Annotated in this window: 12 protein-coding genes (1 of these 12 only partly in view); 8 read left to right on the top strand and 4 right to left on the bottom strand. The window is 61.0% G+C overall.

Annotation, left to right across the window (positions count from 1 at the left end; genetic code table 11):
* The first annotated feature begins 242 nt into the window (after positions 1–242).
* The 3 genes from H8B20_RS03990 to H8B20_RS03980 are packed head-to-tail and all read left to right on the top strand — an operon-like array spanning position 243 to position 4791.
* On the top strand, positions 243–1415 hold the full coding sequence (locus tag H8B20_RS03990; RefSeq protein ID WP_210622407.1) for an efflux RND transporter periplasmic adaptor subunit: 1173 nt from the start codon (positions 243–245) through the stop codon (positions 1413–1415).
* Positions 1416–3389, top strand: coding sequence for a MacB family efflux pump subunit (locus H8B20_RS03985; RefSeq protein WP_210622406.1), 1974 nt, complete (start codon positions 1416–1418; stop codon positions 3387–3389).
* A 7-nt stretch (positions 3390–3396) separates the two neighbouring features.
* Complete coding sequence (locus H8B20_RS03980; RefSeq protein ID WP_210622405.1) at positions 3397–4791, top strand: efflux transporter outer membrane subunit; 1395 nt, start codon at positions 3397–3399, stop codon at positions 4789–4791.
* Positions 4792–4844: 53 nt separating this feature from the next.
* Here the strand turns inward: H8B20_RS03980 and pvdP are convergent, their stop codons facing one another.
* The gene (pvdP, locus tag H8B20_RS03975) at positions 4845–6533 is read right to left on the bottom strand and encodes a pyoverdine maturation tyrosinase PvdP (protein WP_274611380.1); all 1689 of its coding nucleotides are present in this window, start codon (positions 6531–6533) and stop codon (positions 4845–4847) included.
* Positions 6534–6729: 196 nt separating this feature from the next.
* On the opposite strand from pvdP, the gene pvdM reads away from it, so the two are divergent.
* From pvdM to H8B20_RS03950, 5 genes are all read left to right on the top strand, one after another.
* A complete protein-coding gene (gene pvdM / locus H8B20_RS03970; RefSeq protein ID WP_210622404.1) occupies positions 6730–8100 on the top strand; it encodes a dipeptidase in 1371 nt (456 codons plus the stop codon).
* Positions 8097–9377, top strand: coding sequence for a pyoverdine-tailoring periplasmic protein PvdN (gene pvdN / locus H8B20_RS03965; protein WP_210622403.1), 1281 nt, complete (start codon positions 8097–8099; stop codon positions 9375–9377). The genes pvdM and pvdN overlap by 4 nt, the downstream gene beginning before the upstream one ends.
* A gap of 33 nt (positions 9378–9410) precedes the next feature.
* Positions 9411–10319, top strand: a complete 909-nt coding sequence (gene pvdO / locus H8B20_RS03960; protein ID WP_210622402.1) for a dihydropyoverdine dehydrogenase — start codon at positions 9411–9413, stop codon at positions 10317–10319.
* Positions 10320–10470: 151 nt separating this feature from the next.
* Complete coding sequence (locus H8B20_RS03955; protein WP_150596861.1) at positions 10471–12132, top strand: cyclic peptide export ABC transporter; 1662 nt, start codon at positions 10471–10473, stop codon at positions 12130–12132.
* Between the two features lie 126 nt (positions 12133–12258).
* Positions 12259–16422, top strand: a complete 4164-nt coding sequence (locus H8B20_RS03950; RefSeq protein WP_228732646.1) for a non-ribosomal peptide synthetase — start codon at positions 12259–12261, stop codon at positions 16420–16422.
* 171 nt (positions 16423–16593) lie between these two features.
* Here H8B20_RS03950 and H8B20_RS03945 read toward each other — a convergent pair whose 3' ends face one another.
* The 3 genes from H8B20_RS03945 to H8B20_RS03935 form a co-directional block, all read right to left on the bottom strand.
* Positions 16594–19083, bottom strand: coding sequence for a TonB-dependent siderophore receptor (locus H8B20_RS03945; protein WP_210622400.1), 2490 nt, complete (start codon positions 19081–19083; stop codon positions 16594–16596).
* A gap of 339 nt (positions 19084–19422) precedes the next feature.
* Positions 19423–22653 (bottom strand): non-ribosomal peptide synthetase, encoded by a 3231-nt coding sequence (locus H8B20_RS03940; protein ID WP_210622399.1) that lies wholly within the window; start codon positions 22651–22653, stop codon positions 19423–19425.
* Positions 22650–23544, bottom strand: partial view of a non-ribosomal peptide synthase/polyketide synthase gene (locus H8B20_RS03935; protein ID WP_210622398.1) — the final stretch only. The gene runs 12710 nt beyond the window's last position; only the last 895 of its 13605 coding nucleotides appear in the window; its start codon lies off the right edge, out of view; it ends in the stop codon at positions 22650–22652. Before H8B20_RS03935 ends, H8B20_RS03940 begins: the two co-directional genes overlap by 4 nt.

Genomic DNA, 23544 nt, shown 5'->3' with positions numbered 1-23544 from the left:
GCAATTTCAGATGCGTAATTTATAGTAATTCTCATATAGATTTAAAGACTTGTTTCGATTTGCCCGACAAATTGTTAGGGGCTATACCTGTTAGCGCATTTTTCAGCGCTTAAATTTACCGCCCCTTTCCTCGTTTAAAGGACAGCTCCCCGTGTCTGTCGCGTTCTGCGCCAGCGTTCGGTCGTGACCCGCGTGCGGTGCCGACTGAGTGACGGGTCGATTTCCACTGGCCGGAACCCTGCATGAAACGTCCCCGCCCCGCCCGACGCGCCCTGCTCGCAGGCCTTTGTCTGATTCCCGTTGTCGCCGTTGCTGCCTGGCAGATTTTGCCGCCCAGCCGGGACAAGTTCGCCACCGTGCAAGTGAGCCGCGGCGACATTGAAAGCAGCGTCACCGCGCTGGGAACCCTCCAGCCACGGCGCTACGTAGACGTCGGCGCACAGGCGTCCGGGCAGATCCGCAAAATCCATGTCGAAGTTGGCGACGTAGTCAAGGAGGGTCAGTTGCTGGTGGAAATCGACCCCGCCACGCAAAAGGCCAAACTCGACGCCAGCCAATTTTCCATCGAAAACCTCAAGGCGCAGCTGCAGGAACAACAGGCCCAACATGAACTGGCGCGGCAGAAATACCAGCGCCAGCAAAATCTGGCCGCGGGCGGCGCCACCCGTGAAGAAGACGTGCAGACCGCCCGCGCCGAGCTCAAGGCGACGCAGGCGCGCATCGACATGTTCCGCGCGCAGATCCGCCAGGCTGAAGCCAGTCTGCGCAGCGATCAGGCCGAACTCGGCTACACGCGCATTTATGCGCCGATGGCAGGCACCGTGGTTGCCCTCGACGCCCGCGAAGGCCAGACCCTCAACGCCCAGCAACAAACACCCTTGATCCTGCGCATCGCCAAACTCTCGCCGATGACAGTCTGGGCCGAGGTATCCGAGGCGGATATCGGCCACGTCAAACCCGGCATGTCCGCGTACTTCACCACCCTAAGCGGCGGTAACCGGCGCTGGAACAGTACCGTGCGGCAAATCCTGCCGGTCCCCCCCAAACCGCTCGATCAGACCAGTCAGGGCGGCGGCAGCCCGTCCAGTTCGAGCAAAAGCGGCAGCGCCCGAGTGGTGCTGTACACCGTGTTGCTCGACGTTGATAACGCCGATAACGCCTTGATGGCCGAAATGACCACCCAAGTGTTCTTCGTAGCTAACCAGGCGAAAGACGTGCTCACCGCGCCGGTCGCCGCCCTGCAAGGCAGCGCCCAAGCTGACCGCCAGACCGCACGGGTGATCGCCGCCAATGGCGAAATTCAATCCCGCGAGGTACAGACCGGTATCAGCGACCGCTTGAAAGTGCAGATCCTCGATGGCCTCAACGAAGGCGACCACTTGCTGATCGGCCCGGCTGACGGCAGCGGAGGTTGAATGCAAACGCCCCTGATCGACCTGCAGGACATCCGCAAATCCTACGGTGGTGGCGACGCCCCTGAGGTCCACGTACTGCGCGGTATCGACCTGTCGATCCATGCCGGTGAATTTGTGGCCATTGTCGGCGCGTCGGGCTCGGGCAAGTCGACGCTGATGAACATCCTCGGCTGTCTCGACCGCCCCACTGCCGGCGAATACCGCTTTGCCGGGGAAAACGTTGCCGGCCTGGACAGCGATGAGCTGGCCTGGCTTCGCCGCGAAGCCTTTGGTTTCGTGTTTCAGGGTTATCACCTGATTCCGTCCGGCTCGGCCCAGGAAAACGTCGAAATGCCGGCCATCTACGCCGGTATTCCCGCCGCCGAACGCCACGCACGTGCCGCCGCCCTGCTTGAACGTCTAGGCCTGGCCTCTCGCACCGGCAACCGTCCGCATCAACTCTCCGGCGGTCAGCAACAACGGGTATCGATCGCCCGCGCCCTGATGAACGGCGGCCACATCATTCTGGCCGACGAACCGACTGGCGCCCTCGACAGTCACAGCGGCAAGGAAGTCATGGCGCTGCTCGACGAGCTGGCGAGCCAGGGACACGTGGTGATCCTCATCACCCACGACCGCGAAGTCGCGGCCCGCGCCAAACGCATCATCGAAATCAGCGACGGTCTGATCATCAACGACAGCGCCAAGGACAATCCCGAAGCGCAAACCAGCGCCAATCCCGGCGCCTTGCAAGCAGTCGATCTGCGCAAGCGGCTGAGCGAAGGGGCTGAAGCCACCGGTGCCTGGAAAGGCGAACTGATCGATGCACTGCACGCCGCGTGGCGGGTGATGTGGATCAATCGCTTCCGCACGGCGTTGACCTTGCTGGGGATCATCATTGGCGTGGCGTCGGTGGTGGTGATGCTCGCAGTGGGCGAAGGCAGCAAGCGTCAGGTCATGGCGCAAATGGGCGCGTTCGGCTCGAACATCATTTATCTCAGTGGCTCGGCACCCAATCCGCGGACGCCGCCGGGAGTCGTCACCCTCGACGATGTCCATGCGCTGGCGAGCCTGCCGCAGGTACAGCGGATCATGCCGGTCAACGGCTCCGAGGCCGGTGTGCGTTTCGGCAATGCCGATCACTTGAGTTATGTCGGCGGCAACGACACCAATTTCCCGGCGATTTTCAACTGGCCGGTGGTTCAGGGCAGTTACTTCACCGAGGCCGATGAGCAGAACGCGGCAGCCGTCGCGGTGATCGGCCACAAGGTGCGCACCAAACTGCTCAAGGATGTGGCCAACCCGATCGGCCAATACATCCTGATCGAGAACGTGCCTTTCCAGGTGGTTGGCGTGCTCGCGGAAAAAGGCGCCAGCTCCGGCGACTCGGACAGCGACAACCGCATCGCCGTGCCCTACTCCGCCGCCAGCGTGCGCCTGTTCGGCACACGCGACCCCGAGTATGTGGCCATCGCCGCCGCGGACGCGCGCAAGGTCAAGGACACCGAACTGGCCATCGAACAATTGATGTTGCGCCTGCATAACGGCAAAAAGGATTTCGAACTGACCAACAATGCCGCAATGATCCAGGCCGAAGCCCGCACGCAAAATACCCTGTCGCTGATGCTCGGTTCGATTGCTGCCATCTCGCTGCTGGTCGGTGGCATTGGCGTGATGAACATCATGCTCATGACCGTGCGTGAGCGCACTCGCGAGATCGGTATCCGCATGGCTACCGGCGCCCGCCAGCGCGACATCCTGCGCCAGTTCCTCACTGAAGCGGTGATGCTCTCGGTGGTCGGCGGCATCGCCGGGATCGCGCTGGCGCTGATGGTCGGTGGTGTGCTGATTCTCAGCGAAGTCGCCGTCGCCTTTTCTTTGATGGCCGTGTTGGGCGCTTTTGGCTGCGCCTTGGTAACCGGTGTTGTCTTCGGCTTCATGCCGGCCCGCAAAGCTGCCCGGCTCGACCCGGTCACGGCCCTTACCAGTGAATGATCGATCTATGAAACCGCGCCTCAGCCTGTTGACCGTATGCCTGATCCTCAGTGCCTGCGCCAGTCCCGTCCAACGCCCGGACAGCGGCATAGCGCCGCCCGCCGCCTGGCAGTCACCTCACAGCGCCAACGCCGAGCGCAATGACTTGCGTTGGTGGACACAATTCGCCAGCCCGCAACTCAACCAACTGATCGAACAGGCCCAGGTCGGCAGTTACGATCTCGCCGCGGCCATTGCGCGCGTGCGTCAGGCGCGTGCCGGGACGGTGATCGCCGGTGGATCGCAACTGCCGGAAATACAGGGCACCGGCAACGCCAATCGGCAGAAACTGCTACGCGGCAGTGGCTACCGTCAACTCGATGCCGACAGCACCAACAAGGCGGTGGACTACTTCGATGTCGGCCTGAGTGCCAGTTACGAAATCGACTTCTGGGGCGGCAAGCGCGCCTCGCGCGACAGTGCGCAATTCAGCCTGCAAGCCAGCGAGTTCGACCGCGCCACCGTCGAGCTGACGTTGCTCAGTGGCGTCGCCAACAGCTATGCGCAGCTCCTGTCCTTGCAGGAGCAGAGCCGCATCGCCGAACTCAATCTGGCCAATGCGCAAAGCGTCCTGCAGTTAGTGCAAACCCGCTACAACGCAGGCTCCGCCACCGCGCTTGAGCTCGCTCAGCAAAAAAGCCTGGTGGCCGCTCAGCAGCGCCAGTTGCCAGCCGTCCAGCAACAGGCCGGGGAGGCACAGATCAGTCTGGCCGCGCTGCTCGGCCGACCGGTGCAAGACGTGCCGCTCAGCCTGGAATCCTTCGATCAGCTGCAATGGCCGCCGATATCCGCCGGCCTTCCCAGCGAGTTGCTGACCCGCCGCCCGGACATCGCACGCGCCGAAGCACAACTGGCGGCAGCCCAGGCAGATGTCACCGTAGCGCGCGCGGCCATGCTGCCCAAACTCACCTTGACCGCCAGCCTCGGCACCGGCGCCAATCAGGCTGATGATCTGTGGCGCAGCCCGTTCTACAACCTCACCGCCGGGCTGGTCGCACCGATTTTCAACAATGGTCGGCTCGGCGCCGAGCGCGACAAGGCCACGGCTCGCCAGGAAGAACTGCTGCAAACCTATCGCGGCGCAATCATCAATGGCTTTGCCGATGTGGAAAAAGCGCTGAACAGCATCCGCGGCCTCGATGACCAGCGTCAGTGGCAGAGCGAAGAACTTAGTCAGGCGCAGACCGCGTTCAACATCGCGCAGAGCCGCTATCAGGCCGGCGCCGAGGACTTGCTGACCGTACTGGAAACGCAGCGCACGTTATATGCAGCGCAGGATCAGAACGTGCAGCTGCGATTGTCGCGGATGCAGGCAAGCATTGCGTTGTACAAGGCACTCGGGGGTGGTTGGCAGACGATGTAACCGGATCAGCTGTCAGACCGCTTTCGCGAGCAGGCTCGCTCCCACACTGGATCTCATTCCTGTTGAAGGACCGCGGTCGAATGGGGGAGCGAGCCTGCTCGCGAATTAGCGATAACGCGATCCCAAGCCGGGTTGGTCTTGGCTTTCAGATTACGCGCGTACCAAGGTCGCTTCGGCACTCGCCGGAACAAGCCTTCGAGCTTCTTCTCATCTGCGCCGAACACGATGCGCAGCGCCAGCTTCATGGTTTCCGGGTCCATCTCCACGGATTTGCCAACCTGCAAGCCGGGGACAGTGCTGCAACCGTGCGTGGTCGGCCCCAGCCACGGATCAGTAACCTCGACCCAGCGGCCCGGGGCAAACCACTTTACGCCGTTGACTTCAAGACGAGTCACTTGCCCCGGATGAAACCGTTCGTGGGCACGGAACCAGTCTTCCACGCGGTCGTCGATCCAGCCGTGGAAAGCCCAGAACACCGGGCTCACATGCGATGAAAACGGGTCACCGAGGAAGTCGTTCTCCGGCGCGAACCAGCGTGGGGCGAAATCATCAAGATCACGGGCCAGCGGCACTGGCTGACCATTGGATGGATCGCGCGGCACCGAGGCCCAGCGCATGTGCAGCCAGTCATGCAGGCCCAGCTCCACTTCGGAACCGAACTGGCCGAGGGTAAGCTTCGACAGGTACTGCGGGTCGCGGTACTGCGACTCCCAGACTTCGAAGTTGCTCTGATAGGTTTCGGCGGTCTTGATATCGCTGACCCATTGACTGAATTCGTCGTCGCCCTCGGCGAGCCATGTCGGCGGCAGCGCCGTGCCGTCATGGTTGTCGAAATATCGGGCAAAGCCCTGACGATCGCGTACCAGCTCTGGCTGCGGCAGCGGGAAGAATTCCCACGACGGCAGATCCTGCAGGGAGCGCGCCGTACCGAGCATGTGCCGATGCATGAAGAAGAAATCGACGCCCGAACCGTTGCGATCCTTGCGTGGGCCACGAGCGTCGCGCTCCTGATCACGCGGGCCGGGCTGCCAGCCGAGACCGCGCAATGCGTTGCGCTTGTCTTCGGACAGGGTGTGCCACTTGTCGCGCGAGGCGTGCCATACCTGATGGAACAGTCGATGTTCGGGCGACACCAGCCAGGCCAGCAATGGCGGATTCAGCGGCGTGCGTTGACGCGCTTCCGGGAACAGACACTTGACCGCTATGAAACGGTGATCCTGCGCCGGCAATGCCAACGCGCGATCAAGACGCTGCACGCTGCCACTGAGCGTGCCGCTGCCGGCATTACCGAAATCGGACCAGACTTCGTCGAGGACCATATTCAGTTCGTAGTCGACGCTGCCGCCAGTGCCGAGCAACCGCCAGCTAAGTTTCGAAGACTCGGCCCCGGCCAGATCGCCGAGTATTCGGTAACGCGGTGTTTCGGAAGAGCGCAGACGCTGCGGCGTGTCGAGAAAGCCGCACACACCTCGACCTTTCTGACCGATGTCGATAAACACTTCCAGGCCCTGAGCTGGCAACCCATCGAGGCCCGCGTCACGCCCCGTGAAACGGATCTTCCAGACCCCGCGCAGTGCGTTCGCCAGGCGTTGCCCGGCCACGTCGGCGACGTCGAACGACGCCTCACCGGGAGGGATTGTCGGGTCAGGCTTCGTCCATTCGCGATGCCCGAAATAAGCTGCAGGCACGGCAGCGCCGGTCAGCGCCAGGCCTGCCATGAACCATCGTCGAGAAATCCTCATTGCCCTACCTGTGTCAGCCCTGAAGCAGGCTTTATCCAAGCTAGAACGTTTACTGCCCCGGCAAATTTAAGCCCGACAACACGGATCACCTCAGCACAGGTTGGCGGGGCTAAATTTCGCCGTCGTCCACTCGTTCTTCCCAGATAGCAAAGGCCTCTGTGCCTGCACCTCGACGGCGAACCTGACTGAGATGGCAATGACAAAACCACGTTCGAAAAAGGCTTTTTACATTGGCCTGCCGCTGGCTCTGGCAATCAGCGCCGGGGCCGGATTCGCGGTCTGGGATATCTGGTTCAAGGACAATCCCGGCTATCCACGCAAAGTCATGCAGCAAGCCGAAGAACTGCACGAACACATGCTCTCGTTCGACAGCCACATCACCATCACCCAGAACTTCGGCACCACCGGCAATGAAGTCGACAAGGACGGCAGCGAGCAGTTCGACCTGGTCAAGGCTAACCGCGGACGCCTGTCGGGCGCGGCACTGACGATCTTTGGCTGGCCGGAAATCTGGAACGGCGCCAACGCCCCGCACAGACCAACCGCAGGCTTTGTCGACGAGGCGCGCAACCAGCAGGAAGTGCGCTACAAAATCATTTCCGGCATGGTCCGCGACTTCCCCAATCAGGTTGGCATTGCCTATACCCCGGCCGATTTCCGCCGTCTGCACGGCGAAGGCAAGTTCGCGATCTTCATCAGCATGCTCAACGCCTATCCACTGGGCCATGACTTGAACCTGCTGGATATGTGGACGGCGCGTGGCATGCGCATGTTCGGCTTCAGCTACATCGGCAACAACGACTGGGCTGACTCGTCGCGCCCGCTGCCGTTTTTCAATGATTCACCGGACGCCCTCGATGGCCTTTCCGATCTGGGCAAACAAGCGGTGAAACGCCTGAACGACCTGGGCGTGATCATCGACGTGTCGCAGATGTCGACCAAGGCCCTGGAGCAAGTGGCGCAGCTGAGCCGTACGCCGCTGGTGGCTTCGCACTCGGCACCTCGGGCGATGGTGGATATCCCGCGCAATCTCAGCGACAAGGAAATGCAGCTGATCAAGAACAGCGGTGGCGTGGTGCAGGTCGTCGGCTTCTCGCAATACCTGCGACCGCTCACCCAAGAGACCCAGGACAAACTCAACGAGTTACGCAAACGCTACGACCTGCCGCCATTGCCGAACCTGGCCATGGCTTTGATGCCCGGCGATCCGATCATCTCGGCGTGGTCGGAACGGAAGTTCGGCGAGTACGCCGGTCAGCTCTACGCAATCCTCGAGGGCGAGCCAAAAGCCAGCCTCAAAGACCTCGGCGATGCCATCGATTACACGGTCAGAAAGATCGGCATCGACCACGTCGGCATCAGCTCGGACTTCAACGAAGGCGGCGGCGTCAAAGGCTGGGAAAACGTCGGTGAGATTCGCAACGTCACCGCCGAACTGCTGTCGCGTGGCTACACCGAAGCCGACATCGCCAAGCTCTGGGGCGGCAACTTCCTGCGCGTCTGGGATCAGGTAGAAAAATCCGCCAAACCGGCGCTGGCCACAGCGCAGGGAGCCGCCAAGCCATGAGCAATCGTCGTGACTTTCTGAAGCAGGCGGGGATTCTTGCTGCCGCGTTGCCATTGGGGGCGAGTCTGCCGAGCATCGCCAGTGTTTCGCCCGCTGCGCCACTGCCGCGCAATAAGTGGACGCAATTGCGGCAACTGTTCGATCAGGACCCGGACTACCTGCACTTCTCCAACTTCCTGATCACCTCGCACCCCAGACCTGTGCGAGAAGCGATCGAGCGGCATCGCGCCGCCCTCGACAAGAATCCCGGTCTGGCCATGGATTGGGACCTGGGCGTGATCGAGGAGCGCGAAGAAAACGTGCGGGTCTGGGCGGGTCAATACCTGCAAGCCAATGCCAGACAGATCGCCCTGACCGGCAGCACCACCGAAGGTCTGGCGACGATTTATGGCGGCGTGCATGTGCGCCCTGATCAGGAAATCCTCACGACCGCCCACGAACACTATGCCGTTCACACCATCCTCGCTCTGCGCAAGGAACGTGATGGCACCCAGGTGCGCAAGATCCGTCTGTTCAAGGACCCGCAAACCGCGACAAAAACCGAAATCCTCGCCGCCATCGACAGCGCCATTCGCCCCGAAACCCGCGTATTGGGTATGTGCTGGGTGCATTCGGGCAGCGGCGTGAAGCTGCCGATCGGTGACATCGGCGCCCTCGTCGACAAGCACAACCGCGGACGTAGCGATGCCGACCGGATCATCTACGTGGTAGATGGCGTTCACGGATTTGGCGTGGACAACCTGAGCTTTGCGCAGATGAACTGCGATTTTTTCGTCGCCGGCACCCACAAATGGATGTTCGGTCCGCGTGGCACCGGGATCATTTGCAGCCGCTTCGAAGACGTCCGATACGTCACGCCGATCATTCCGACGTTCTCTGAAGCGACAACGTTTGCCACCACGATGACGCCCGGCGGCTATCACGCGTTCGAGCATCGGTGGGCGCTGGATGAAGCCTTCAAATTGCACCTGCAGCTGGGCAAGGCCGAAGTCGAGGCGCGCATTCACGCACTCAACAGCTACCTGAAAAAACACCTGCAACAGCGCCCGCAAATCGAACTGGTTACGCCATTGAGCCCCGAGCTGTCCGCAGGGTTCACCTTCTTCCGGGTCAAGGGCAAGGACAGCGACAAGATCGCGGCGTATCTGATGACCAACAAAGTGGTAGCCGATGCCGTAGAGCGGGATGTCGGGCCGGTAATCCGTACCGCGCCGGGGCTGCTCAACGACGAAGCGCAAATCGACCGCCTGCTTGCGATTCTGGATAAGGCGTTATGAGCCCGAACTTTTTTTCTTTTGACGAGACTCGAAATGAACAGTGAATTGCCTCGTTTTGCCGTGAAGAGCCTGTCGGCGCTGATGCTGACCGCCCTCGCCGCCTGCCTGTTGCCGACCGCTGCCCAGGCCGCCACCGCTCCCGCACCGGGCAAGGTGTTCAAGGACTGCAAGGACTGCCCGGAAATGGTCGTGCTGCCTACCGGCACGTTCACCATGGGCACCCCTGAAGACGAAGTCGGTCGCGAACCGGACGAAGGCCCGATGCACCCGGTGACATTCGCCAAGCCTCTGGCGATCAGCCGCTTCCAGGTCCTCAAGGGCGAGTGGTTCGCCTACCTCAAGGACACCGGTTACGTCATGCCGGATGGCGATCCCCGCCCGGGACGCGCGTGCAAGGCCGGGATCCCGGACTATGCCGGCAGCGACCCGCGCAAGCAGTACACCGACAAGCATCCGGCGGTGTGCATGAACTTCGCCGAGGCCAACGCCTACGTGGCCTGGCTGTCGAAGAAAACCGGCAAGCAGTACCGACTGGTCAGCGAGTCTCTGCGCGAATACGCCGCCCGTGGCGGCACCAGCGGCCCCTTCCCTTTTCCGTTCGATGAGGGCAAGGAATACAGCATCGCCAAGCACGCCAACACCTACGGTGCGGCCGACGGCTACAACTTCACCGCGCCGGCCGGCAGCTTCGCAGCCAACGCCTTTGGTGTGTACGACATGCACGGCAACGTCTACGAATGGACCGCCGATTGCTACAACGAAAACTACGAAGGCGCGCCGAGCGACGGCAGCGCGTGGCAAACCGGCAAGTGCCAGTTCAAGCGTATTCGCGGCAACGACTGGGGTGAAGCGCCAGTGTTCTCCCGCTCCGGCAACCGCAATGCGCTGGCTCCCGAAGAGCGCGGCGACTGGATCGGCTTTCGCGTGGCGCGCGACCTCTAACGCCGAGCGCTACCGCCGCGCCGGCCGCTCACTCGTCGCCTGAGTCCTCGATAAACCCGCGGGCGGCTAAATCGCTGCTCGCGGGTTTCGTCTTTTAACCAGCCCAACCTTTGAACCAATGCCTTGACCGGCACTAAAAGCGGAAACCTCCATGACCACAAAATCGCGCGGAGCCATCAGTGAAGTCCTCGGCCTGCTCAAGCCTTACCGGGTCGTCGTGGCGCTGTCGATCCTGCTCGGCATGCTCGGTGGCGTCAGCGTCACCGCCCTGCTGGCGACCATCAACAAAGCCCTGAACGGCTCAGGCAGTCCATCGCCCACGGTGCTGGCGACGTTTGCCGGGCTCTGCGCGTTTGCCCTGTTGACCTCGATTCTGTCGGACATCGGCACCAACCATGTCGGCCAGCACATCATTGCCGGGTTGCGTAAATCCCTGGGGGAAAAGGTTCTGCTGGCACCCATCGAACAGATTGAACGGTTCCGCAGCCACCGCTTGATTCCGGTGCTGACCCACGACGTCGACACGGTCAGTGACTTTGCCTTTTCCTTCGCGCCGCTGGCCATCGCCTTTACCGTGACCCTCGGTTGCCTGGGGTATCTGGCGTTTCTGTCGTTGCCGATGTTTATCCTGTTGCTGGTAGCCCTGGTGATTGGCATTGCGGTGCAATACGTCGCCCGCAACAAAGGCATCAAAGGTTTCGAAACGGCTCGTGAAGCCGAAGATGAATTGCAAAAGCACTACAGCGCCATTGCCGCCGGCGCCAAGGAATTGCGTATTCACCGGCCTCGCCGCCAGCGCATGTTCAGCCAGCGCATCGAAGGCACCGCTGATTTCATCTGCAAAACCCACATCCGCTCGGTCAACATTTTCGTCATGGCGAAAACGTTCGGTTCGATGCTGTTCTTCGTCGTCATCGGCCTCGTACTGGCACTCCAGTCATTGTGGCTTGGCACTGACAAAGCCGTGCTCAGCGGTTTTGTACTGGTTTTGCTGTACATGAAGGGCCCGCTGGAATACCTGATCACCACGTTGCCGGTGATCAGCCGCGCGAACATCGCCTTCAAACGCATCAATGATCTGGCCGAACAGTTTTCCTCGCCGGAACCTCACCTGCTGCTGAGCGAATCGGCGCCGGCAAGTAAAGCCCCCGTCCAGCACCTGCAAATGCACAACGTGCATTACGCATTTCCAGCCGTCAAAGGCAGTGCTGCCTTCGAGTTGGGCCCGGTCAATCTAAACATCGCTCAGGGTGACATCGTGTTTATCGTCGGCGAAAACGGCGGCGGTAAAACCACACTGATCAAACTGCTGCTGGGTTTGTACGCGCCACAACGCGGCGAAGTATTGCTCAACGGCCAGGTGGTTGATGCCCGCGCCCGTGATGACTACCGCCAACTGTTCACGACCATTTTTGCCGACTACTACCTGTTCGACGAACTGGTACAGGGCGATCAACAGGTACCCGCCGACGCCAGCCGTTATCTGGAGCGCCTGGAAATAGCACACAAGGTGAGCATTGAGAACGGCGTCTTCAGCACCACCGATCTGTCCACCGGCCAGCGCAAGCGCCTGGCCTTGATCAACGCCTGGCTGGAGGAGCGTCCGGTGCTGGTGTTCGACGAGTGGGCTGCCGACCAGGACCCGGCCTTCCGGCGGATTTTCTATACCGAACTGCTGCCGGAGCTGAAACAGATGGGCAAGACCATCATCGTGATCTCCCATGACGACCGCTATTTCGACGTCGCCGATCAACTGGTGCGAATGGAAGGTGGCCGGGTCGTCACCCATAAAAAGCCCCTCGAAACCGCCTGAGCGATTGCGTCATGTCTGCCGACGGCACGTCCGTGCTGTCGGCCTTGAACCTGAATGTTTATCGCCGTGAACCCGGCTGCCGGCAACGCCGTCAGCGACCACGGCGCTGCCAACCACGAGAGACCGATGAACGACTTACTCGATGATGAGGTGCTGGCGCTGTTGATGGCCGATGCCGGCGTGCAACTCCAAGGCATCCCCGCCCGCCCCCACCTGGCCCCGGCGCCACTCTCGTTCGCGCAGCAGCGCTTGTGGTTTGTGCAACAGCTGAACCCCGACAGCGCCGCGTACAATCTTCCGCGTGCCGTGCGCCTGAAAGGCACGCTGCAAGCCCGGCATCTGGAAGCGGCGCTGAACAAAGTCATCGATCGCCACGATGTCCTTCGCAGTGCGATTGTCGAGATCGACGGCGTGGCGATGCAGGTCGTCGATCAGCTCGCGACACTGAAACTTGCCTTCGAGGATCTGCGCAACCTGAGTGCCGAAGTTCGCGAAGCACAGCTTGCCCAGCGCATGTGCAGCGAAGCCGGCAAGCCCTTCGACCTGACGCAGGCGCCGCTGATGCGGGCGACGCTGCTACAGATTGCCGATGATGAACACCTGCTGCTGATGAACATGCACCACATCGCTTCCGATGCCTGGTCCAATGCCATTTTGATGCAGGATTTGATGCAAGCGTATGCACAGGTCGAGGCTGGCAACCCTTCCCCGTTGCGGCGACCCGCCATTCAATACGCCGACTACGCCAACTGGCAGCGTGGCGAATACCTCAACAGTGCAGCGTGCGCAGTCAGCGCCGACTATTGGCGCGACTACCTCGGACACACCCTGCCGCCGCTGGACCTGCCGACCGACTTCCCGCGCCACGAACAAAACACCCATCCGGCAGGCAAATACGATTTCAGCCTGTCTGCGGCGCTGACGCGAAACTTGAACCGGTTCTGCCAGCAGTCTGGACTGACGCCGTTTGTGGTGGCTCTCGGCGCCTGGCAGCTGTTGTTGAGCCGCTACAGCAACCAGCATGACTTCACGGTCGGAGTGCCGAACGCGAGCCGCAATCGCAGCGAAACCCAGGAGCTGGTGGGCTTTTTCGTCAGCGCTCAGGTCTATCGCGTACGGATAGATCCGCAGCTGCCGTGCAAGGACTTTTTCCAGCGCCTGCGCCGCGAAACTCTCGCCGCACTGGATCATGCCGACTACCCGTTGGAGTTGAGCTTCGACGCCCTGCAGTTGCAGTCGAACAGACAAGCCAATCCGTTATTCCAGGTGCTGTTCAACTGGCGTACGCAAGCGCCTGGCGACGGTCCGCTGATGCTGGGCGACCTGGCGCTGGACTTTCTGCAGGCGGGGACAACTCAGGCCAAATTCGACCTGTCGCTGGACGTCGGTTACTCGCTCGACGGCATCGACGCCAGCCTTGAATACAGTCGCGACTTGTTCACCCCCGCGACCCTCCAGCGTCTTGCCGGTCACTGGCAAAACCTGTTGCAGGCCATCACCGAGGATTCGGACTGCGCCCTGAGCGAGCTGCCACTGCTGAGTCCTGAGGAACGTCGAGTCCAACTGAAGGAATGGAACCCGCCCGCCTTGGTCTTGCCCGACGCAACCGTGCACCAGTTATTCGAGCATCAGGCACGGGCAACACCCAACGCGCTCGCGCTGATCGTTGGCGACCTGCAACTGAGCTATGCGCAGCTCAACGCATCGGCCAACCAACTGGCGAGAACCCTGATCGAATGTGCCGTCGGCCCAGAAGTCCGGGTGGGTATCGCCGTAGAGCGTTCGGCACACATGATCATCAGCCTGCTGGCCGTGCTCAAGGCTGGAGGCGTCTATGTTCCGCTCGACCCCGACTACCCAAAGGAACGCCTGACCTGGATGATTGAAGACAGCGGTCTGGGCGTCTTGCTGACGCAACATTCGCTGCTTGAACGTCTGCCATCCACACCGTCGGTCAACGTTGTATGTGTCGATGCCATCGACCCTCTCGATGACAGTCATACCGACAATCCGCCCTGCCGCACCGTCGGCAACAATCTGGCGTACGTGATGTTCACCTCGGGCTCCACCGGTCGCCCGAAAGGTGTGGGGATCACTCACTCGGCACTGACCCGTCAAGCACAAATCGGCCTCGAATTCCACGGTCTGACGCCGACCGACCGCCTGCTGCAATATGGCACCTTCAATTTCGATGCATTTGTCGATCAGCTTTACCCGGCCCTGATCTGCGGTGCTTCGGTGGTACTGCGCGGGCAGGCTATCTGGGACAGCGAGACCTGGTATCAGCAGTTGCTGGAGAAAAAAATCACCGTCAGTGAACTGACCACGACGTACTGGAACATGCTGGCCAAGGATTTCGCTGCCGCCGGCCCGCGTGATTACGGATTACTGCGCCAAATGGTTGTCGGCGGCGAAGCGATGCCACCGGAGGCGGTCGCTGCCTGGGGCCAGGCCGGTCTTGGCCACGTGCGCCTGCTCAATGTCTACGGCCCGACCGAAGCCACAGTCGACTCGACACTGCAAGATTGCACCGACTACGTCAGCGGTCGCGCGCCGTTGCCCAAAACCATCCCGATCGGCCGACCGCTGGCCGGCCGCGCGGTGTATCTGCTCGATGCCGGTGGCCAACCCGTACCCGTCGGTACCGTGGGCGAACTGATGATTGCCGGTGACCAGCTCGCGCGTGGTTACTTCAATCGACCAGAGCTGACCGCCGAGCGCTTCATGCCGGACCCGTTCAGCCTCAAGGGCGGACGCCTCTATCGCACCGGCGACCTGGCTCGCTACAACGCCGACGGCGTCATCGAGTACGTCGGGCGCCTCGACCATCAAGTAAAAATTCGCGGTTTCCGCATCGAGCTTGGTGAAATCGAGTCGTGCCTGCTGCAAATGCCAGCCGTGCGTGAGGCCGTGGTGATCGCTCACGAAGCGGTGACCGGCACGCAATTGATCGCCTATGTAGTCGCCTCGTCGAGCGAGCAGCAACAAAGCCTACTGCGCGAGCCCCTCAAGGCTGAACTCACACGCCAATTGCCGAGCTACATGGTACCTGGCCACCTGATGGTGCTGAACGCCCTGCCACTGAGCCCGAACGGCAAACTGGATCGCAAGGCGCTGCCCTTGCCCGAGATCCATCAGACCCACGCCACGTTTCGTGCGCCGCAAACTCCGCTCGAAACAGCACTGGCCGAGCTATGGCAGGAGGCGCTGCACGTCGAGCGGGTAAGTCTGGACGACAACTTCTTTGAACTGGGCGGGCATTCGATTCTGGCCATTCAGTTCATCGCTGCCTTGAACGCCCGACTGGGGATCAAACTGGCGCTGCAGCAAATGCTCGCGCACCCCACGGTCGAAGTGCTGGCCCGGTTTATCGCCATGGAGCATCAACAGCAGGTGCAATGCGTGGTCGAGCTCAGCGGCACGACTTCATCGGCCCCCCCGCTGTTCTGCATGCACCCCAGTGGCGGTATCGTCTTCTGTTATCAGCCGCTGGCCAAGCGATTGAGCAAGCACACCCGCACCTTCGGCATCATGCATAAAGGCTTTGCCGACAAGGATGCCAGCACCCAGACCTGGCCGCAGATGATTGCCGAATACACCGAGCAGATTGTCGACAAGTGTCCCAACGGACCCTACCGCCTGATGGGCTGGTCACTGGGCGGCGCGATCGCCATGGACGTGGCCGCCGAATTGGAGCGCCAAGGCAAACAGGTAACGTTCCTGGGCCTGGTCGATACCACGCTGCCGGAAAGCATCTTCCCTGCGGATCTGCCACGAAAACCCCGGGAAGAAGACAATCCCGATTTTTTCAGTGCAGAAAACGAACTGTCCGTCGCCGTGGAAATGTTCAGTCTGATGTTCGCCCATCTGGAGGAGCCGGCGGCGCGCTACATCGCCGAGAACCCGACGACCGATCTCAAGGCTTTCTATCGATGGGCCAGCCAGCAAGCCGCCACTGACGAACACGCGATGATCACGACGCTGGAGGCCATCAAGCAGGAAATCATGAATGCCCAGGCGTTCGACATCCACGAACGACTGGTCAAAAGCTTCGACGCGTTTTCGCTGCCGCTGCTCAACGTCAGAGCCAGTTGCTGGTGGTCGCTGTCGCACAAGACTCTGGAGCAAGTGCTGCACTCGGAGCAGGTATTGCGCCAACACAACGTCAGCGGGCAGTTGCAAGGCTCGGTCCACTCGCCATTGCCGCATCGCAGCATGATTTACGGCGAAACACTGTTGGATTCCTTTGAAACCGTACTCCTGGATTGTGAGGGGACGGCGCGCGACTGATCGTTCAGAGCCTGTTAACGAAAAACGCAGAAGCTTTGGTTTCTGCGTTTTTTTATGCCTGCAATTGTGTGCTGCCGTCGACCTGGCGAAAGAAATCCAGGCATAAAAAAACCGGCCCACGCCCTCCTTCAAGGAGCGTGGGCCGGTTCGCTTCAGCGACTCGTCAGAGCATCAGAACTCTGGTGTGTACTTCACGGAGAACATCACGTTACGTGGATCACCGAAGTTGTTGTTGCCGCTGAGCTGGTTGTACGCCGACGTAATGTACTGCTTGTCAAACAGGTTGTTGGCGTTGACCGCCAGACCGATCTCCGGCGTCAGCTGGTAGGCGACACGCGCGTTCCACACGGTGTAACCCGCCACCTCATAAGTGCCCTCGTAACCCAAGGTGTGGTTCTGCGTGGTGAAACCCAGACCTGTGCTGAGACGGTTCAAGTCACCGGTGAACTGGTAGTTGCCCCACACGCGCAGCATGTGTTTCGGCGTCCAGGTGCTGAAGGTGCGACCTTCCATGTCCGGGTCGTCGAGGTACTTGGTGGTGTTGTAGGTGTAACCGGCAAACAGCTGCAGGTTGTCCGTTACCGCACCACTGATTTCGGCATCCAGGCCCTGGCTACGCACTTTGCCCGCAGCGGTCGAGCAGTACCAGCCGTCACATTCCATACCGCCGGAAATATCATCGACGGCGCGGTTTTCCTGGTCATACCGGAACAGGGCCAGGGAGGTGTTGACCCGACCGTCCATCAGCTCGCCCTTGAGGCCGATTTCATAGTTGGTGCCGACGATCGGCTTGAGTATCGAGCCACCGGCATCACGGTTCGTCTGTGGCTGGAACACGTCGGTGTAGCTGGCGTACACCGCCCACTCGCGACTCAGGTCGTAAACGATACCGGCATAAGGGGTGACTTCACCGCTTTCGTTCGAAGTGCTAGGCGTATCGGCGACAAACGTGTCGGTGAATGCAGCCTGGTTCTTGGCCTTGTAGCTGAAGTCATACCAGCTGACACGCGAGCCCAACACCAGGGTCAGGTCGTCGACCGGTTTGACACGCCAGGTACCGTACAGACCTTTCTGGCGGATATCGTATTTGCTTTTGATCCCACGCCCGCCCGGCGTATTGAGCAAGCTGTCGTAGCTGATGTCCGGGCGATTGTTGTTGATGTTGAAGATCGTGTCGGTGGCACTGTTGTTGAAGGTCCGGGCGAGCAGATCATCCGTTTCCAGTTGGGAGTAGTTGCCACCCAGCATGACTTCCTGCTGCATCGACAAGGCTTCGAACTTGCCGTTCAGGTTCATGTCGAGACCAACCTTGGTGGAATCGAAGTCGGTGACGAAGTCGGCATATTGCAGGCCGCTGCCATCAGGCTTGAGACCGGCACCGGAGCTTTGCAGGCGCTGGCTTTTCGAGGTGTTGGTCTCGGTCATTTGCACAGCACCGGCCTTGAACGCCCAATCGTCGTTGAAACGATGCTCGAGATCGGCGTAGAGGGTCGTGACATCGATCTGCGAGTGGTTCCACTTGGCACCGCCGTAGGTCGAACGGCCGATGTTCGGCATCGAACCGTCGGCGTAACGTGGCAGGCCACGGATCATTGGGCGCGATTCGCCTTCAGTACGGCTGACCGCCAGGCCCAGAGTGGTGTCATCACTCAGATCGAAGTCCAGCGAGCCATACAGCGAGTGGGTCTTGCTCCACTCGCTGTCGACGAAGGAATTGCTCTGATCTTCGTCGGCAACGATACGACCACGAATGTTGCCGGCCTGATTCAGCGGGCCGCCAGCGTCAACTTGCAGACCATAGTGATCCCATGAGCCGGCCTTGCCGGTGATGGCCACAGTCGGAGCAGACTGGCCGCGCTTGCGTACCAGGTTGATCGCGCCGCCAGGGCTCCCGGTGCCCTGCAACAGCCCGGATGCACCGCGCAGGATTTCCAGACGATCAAAGAAGATCAGGTCCTGGGTAGCCCAGTTGCCCAGCGAATAGGTGTTACGCGGGATCGGCACACCGTCGTACTGCCAGTCATCGATCTGGAAACCACGGGAAGAAATGATCAAACCCTTGCCGACACCTTGCAGGCCGACGATGCCGGTGGTCTGGTTGAGCGCATCCTTGAGGTCGACCAGGTCCTGATCGTCCATTTGCTTGCGGGTCATCACGGTGATGGACTGCGGAATTTCCTTGAGGGTGTGGGTGCCCTTGCCGATCGTCACGGCGTTGGAGGTGTACGAGTTGCTGCCTTCAGTCGTCGCGCCAACCTGTTGCGCGCTGATAGTGGTCGCGCCCAGTTCCAGGCCTTCGGTGGCAGTGCTGCGCACCAGCATCAGGGTATTGCCCTCGACGCTGTAGCGTACGCCAGTGCCCTTGAGCAGTTCGGCGACGGCCGCTTGCGGACTCATCTTGCCGCTGACCGCGTGGCTCTTGAGGCCCGCCATGTCGTCAGCGTTGTAGATCACTTGTTGATTGGTCTGCTGACCGAAGGCTTGCAGCGCTTGCGGCAACGACTGAGCAGGAATGTTGATGCTGACGTCTTCAGCCATCACCTGGGCGCTGAGTGGCATAACGCAGACCAGCCCCAGACCGGTCAATACGCGACGCGAACGCAGGCCGCGGGACATGACGAGTGCCTTGAACAGAGGTTTCAACTCATGAATTGCTGACATCGTGCTCTCTATTATTGGTAGAAGTGGAAGTCCATTGGGCCGAGGGGCCCGCCGTTGTCGGCACAAGGGAGCCACGCACTGTCAACGGCCCACGGGGCGACATCTCAGTACATGGCCGACCGGCCCCTCCCCGGGCGCGGTCATCTGGCTGGACAACGACGAAATCTTTCTGCTGAACAAATCCGGTGTTTGGGGCTGCCCTGCCCGACCTGATTTGCCCACATACCTAAGTAAGACGCAGCACCTGCAAAAAACCGGAATGAGTTTATTTATCATTTACGAGAAAAGTTAAAAAAAAAGGCCGTCGCTGTGGGCGACGGCCTTTTGTTTCTTGCTGTGTCAGCTTGTTTGCGAAGCCTTGGCGGCTTGTAGCTGGCGAGCCTGTTCGGCCAGACGAGTCTTTTCCTCGGGACTCATCGCATCCATGCGCAAGCGCACCTGGGCGATCTTCTCCAACTGCCCCGGAGCGCTTTCCAAGGCCCGCAATGCCAACGCCAAAGACGCCACGGTCGGATGATCGAAAACCAGCCCCGGATGAACTTCGCACTGCAACAATTTGCGAATCCCGGCCACCAGTTTGATCACCAGCAACGAATGGCCACCGGCGGCAAAAAAGTCGCGGTCGATGCCCAGGCGTTCAAGCCCGAGCAACTGCGCCATGCGGGTTGCAAGCAATTGCTCCAGTGCGTCGCGCGGTGCGGCATATTCGTCATCTGCCGCCGCTCCCGCCAATTGCTGCAACGACTTGCGATCAATCTTGCCGTTGGCCAACCGTGGGAAGCGCTCGATCAATTGCAGGTGCTGCGGCACCATCACACTCGGCAGACGCGCACCCAGTTCTGCTCGCGCGGCGTCCAGCAAGCCCGCCGACATTCCCTGCTGCGCCACGACGAAGGCCAACAATCCCTGCTCCGCCGAGGCGGCCGGCAGCACCAAGGCTTCGGCAATCTGCGGCAGGCGCAGAAGCTCAGCTTCAATCTCCGTCAGCTCAATGCGGAAACCGCGCACTTTGACTTGCTGATCACGTCGACCGTGCAACTGGATCGCGCCGTCTGCGCGATAACGCGCGAGGTCGCCAGAGCGGTACAGACGTTGTGCCGGATCAAACGGGCTCTGGATAAACGTCTGCTCATCCGCCTCGACATTCAAATAGCCACGGCACAGCTGCGCGCCGCCCAGATACAACTCGCCCAGCACACCCGTCGGCGCCAGACGCAACTCAGCGTCCAGCACGTAAACCTGGTTATTGCCCAGCACTTGCGTCAACGCCGAACTATCGCTTGCCGTGCCATGAAGATCCAACGGATGAATCATGACGCCGACCGTGGCCTCGGTCGGGCCGTAGTGGTTGAACACGCGGCAGTCGTTGCGCAAGCGCGCAATGCGTTCGATCAGCGTCGGCGCAATCGGCTCGCCACCCAGCACCAGCGTGCGTGGCAGGCTCGACCGCTCGCTGTCAAGCAGCGCGGCGAGGTGCGACGGCACGATCTTCAGGCAATCGATCTGCCGTTGTTGCAGATACTCGGCGAACAACGCGCCGTCCTGCATCTGCTCGTCGCTGGCGACATGCAGCGTTGCACCGTTGAACAACGCACCGAACAACGCCGTGTTGCCCAGATCCGCTGCCACCGTTGAACTGAAACCGACGTTAGTGCACTGATCCAGCCCCAGCGCCTGACTGGCTTGAGCCGTATAGTTGAGCAGTTGCCGGTGTTCGATCACCACGCCTTTTGGCATGCCCGTGGAGCCTGAAGTAAACAGCACATACGCGATGTCGTTGCCGTTGGTGGCAATTGCCGACAACGGTGCAGCCGACTGAACGACTTCAGCCAGCGTCAGCGCCTTGTGCACTTGATCCTGCCAGGCCGGCAGGTGCGTTGCATCGGTCAGCAGCAGAGCAGCGCCGGCCTGTTCCAGCATCAATGCCTGACGTGCCTGCGGCCAGTGCACGTCCAGCGGCAGATAAGCCGCACCGATGCGCCAGCTCGCCAACATGGCAATCACCAGATCCGCCGAGCGCGGAAACGCCAGCGCGACAATCGAACCCTCACCCAGCCCTAGTGCCTTGAGGCCCTGCGCGACGTTGTCGACCCGAACTTGCAACTGACCGTAGCTCAACTGCTCTCGCGTGTCAGTCAACGCAACGGCATCGGGTGTATGGGTCGCCCAATCAGCGATGCGCTGCGGCAGGTAACGGCTGTCAGCCAAGGTCTGCATCGACGGATTGATTGCCAGCAACCGCTGCTCTTCGGCGCGACCGAGCAGGCTGAGCTGCGCCAAGGCGGTGTCCGGTGCGGCAATGATCGAGTCGAGCAACTCGCCGAACTGTTCCAGAACGACGCTGGCCGTCGCCGGTGAATAACGCGAGCTGGCGTACAGAAACTCCACCGCTACCAGTTGCTGCGCATCATTCAGCTGCACCTGTAACAGCAACTCGAATGCATCCGGCTGCACAGGTACAGCTGCGGATGGCGACCAGCGCAAACCGCCGCGGCTGTCGATCCGACCAACCTGAGCCAGGGAAAACCCGTAAGCCGGGCGCGCCGCGTCGGGTGCAAGTTCCGCTGTCCAGTACTCTTGCCAGGTACGCTGTTCGTCAAGACGCGCTGCCAGTTCTACCAGCCAATCGCTGAACCGGGCGCTGGCAGGCAACGCCACAGACAGCGGCAAGGTTTTCTCGAACACACCCACGGCATTCGCGAAGTATTCATAGTCGATGCGACTGTCATGGCGCACACCGACCAATACCTGTTCAAGTCCGCTCAACCGTCCCAGCAACAGCCACCACGCGCCTTGCAGCAGCGTGGCAACGGGCTGACCGAGTTGTTCGGCCAAGGCCTTTAGGGCTTGGAGCTGCGTCGGTTGCAGCGATAACGACAGGTGCGTGTCGGCCGCGGTCCTTTCAACACTTGTGCTGCGTGCGGCCAGCCATGGCGTGGCGATGTCCGCCTGCACACCTTGCAACTGTTGCTGCCAATACGCACGGGCAGTGCCGGCGTCTTCATCGAGCACCACTTCACTGCGCCATTCCAGGTACTGCGCAAACTCGCCCGGCGCCTCGTCTTCCTCAGTCTGGTCGCCGGTGTACGCATGCTGTACTTGCTCAAGCAGCAGATTCAGCGATAACGCATCGGCGCTGTAACGCGCGACACCCAGCAACAACTGCCATTGCTGCGGCGCCAGCCGATAAAGCACAGCCTCGACGCTTGCCGATTCGCCAATGACAAACGCGCGGCCCATCGACTCACCGATCTGCGCCTGGATTTCCTCGGCACGCTGCTCGCCCGCCCGAATCGTCAACGGAAAGCGTCCGACGCCCGAGGCAGCTTGGCGCAAGCCATGGAAACCGGCGACTTTACCCAGCCGCGCCAGCAGCATCGGCTGTTGCGCCAGCAGCGAATCGAACGCGGCCTGCAAGCGCTGCGGATCGAGGTCGCCCTCGATGATCACGCTCAACCAACGCAACGCCTCGCCACAGGTCGCCGTGTTCGACAGCTGCTCCAGCAGCGCCTGTTGCTCAGGCGTCAGGGCGAAACCCGGATCCTGTGCGTCCATCATGGCCTCGTTCATGCTCCGCTTTCCTCGGTGTTCAATGCGCCGCGCACGGTTTGCCCGGGCTTCAGGATGCTGTGGTCATACATGTCGCCCATGGCCACGACAATTTTGCGCGGGCCCTCGAACGGATCACGAGCGTGAGCCACCAGCATGTTGTCGAGCAGAATCGCATCGCCTTTTTGCCAGTCGAAACGCACGGCGCACGCTTCGTACAAATCGCCGATGCGCTGCATGACCTCGTCTTCAATCGGTGTGCCGTCGCCGTAATACACGTGACGCGGCATGCGTTCGGCGCCGAACATCGACAACAGGTCTTCACGCACATCCGGCTCCAGCCAGTAGATGTGGTGCAACTGCACCTGATTGAAGAACGACTTGGCGCCGGTGATCGGGTGACGGATCACGGCCGGCCCCGGGGTGCGGGTTTGCAGTTCGTTGTTGTCGAGCCAGCGCCACTCGATACCGCCAGCCCGGCAACGGGCCTCGACTTCAGCACGGTCTTCGGTCTTGAAGAAGTGCTGCCACGACACGTCGAGGTTGTCGGTGAAGGTGCGCACGTAAAGCAGGCCCTTAGCCTCAAATTTGTCACGCAGGTCCGCCGGCATTTTTTCGTACATCAGACGGCAGTCCACCACCGGCGTCGCGCCGCCCACCGGCGCGGCCTGCTCGCAATAAAACATCTGCTTGCGCGGCCAGCGATCCTGATGGGAGCTCTCGTTGTGGAACAGAATCATCTTGCGTTCCGGGTACGGCGTAGAGCGGTAGGTGTTCTTGCCGCCCTCCTTCTTCGGCAGGTCGCCGTACTGGCCGTACAGGCCCGGTTGAATCGCTTCGGCGAACGCCTCAAAACCCTGAATGCCGTCGAGCTCAAAACCGCGGAACAAAATGCCGGCGTGAGTAGCAAGC

It is taken from the genome of Pseudomonas sp. P42, from assembly GCF_017973755.1.
GTDB classification, from domain to species: domain Bacteria; phylum Pseudomonadota; class Gammaproteobacteria; order Pseudomonadales; family Pseudomonadaceae; genus Aquipseudomonas; species Aquipseudomonas iridis.
This window is presented reverse-complemented; position numbering and strand designations above follow the sequence as displayed.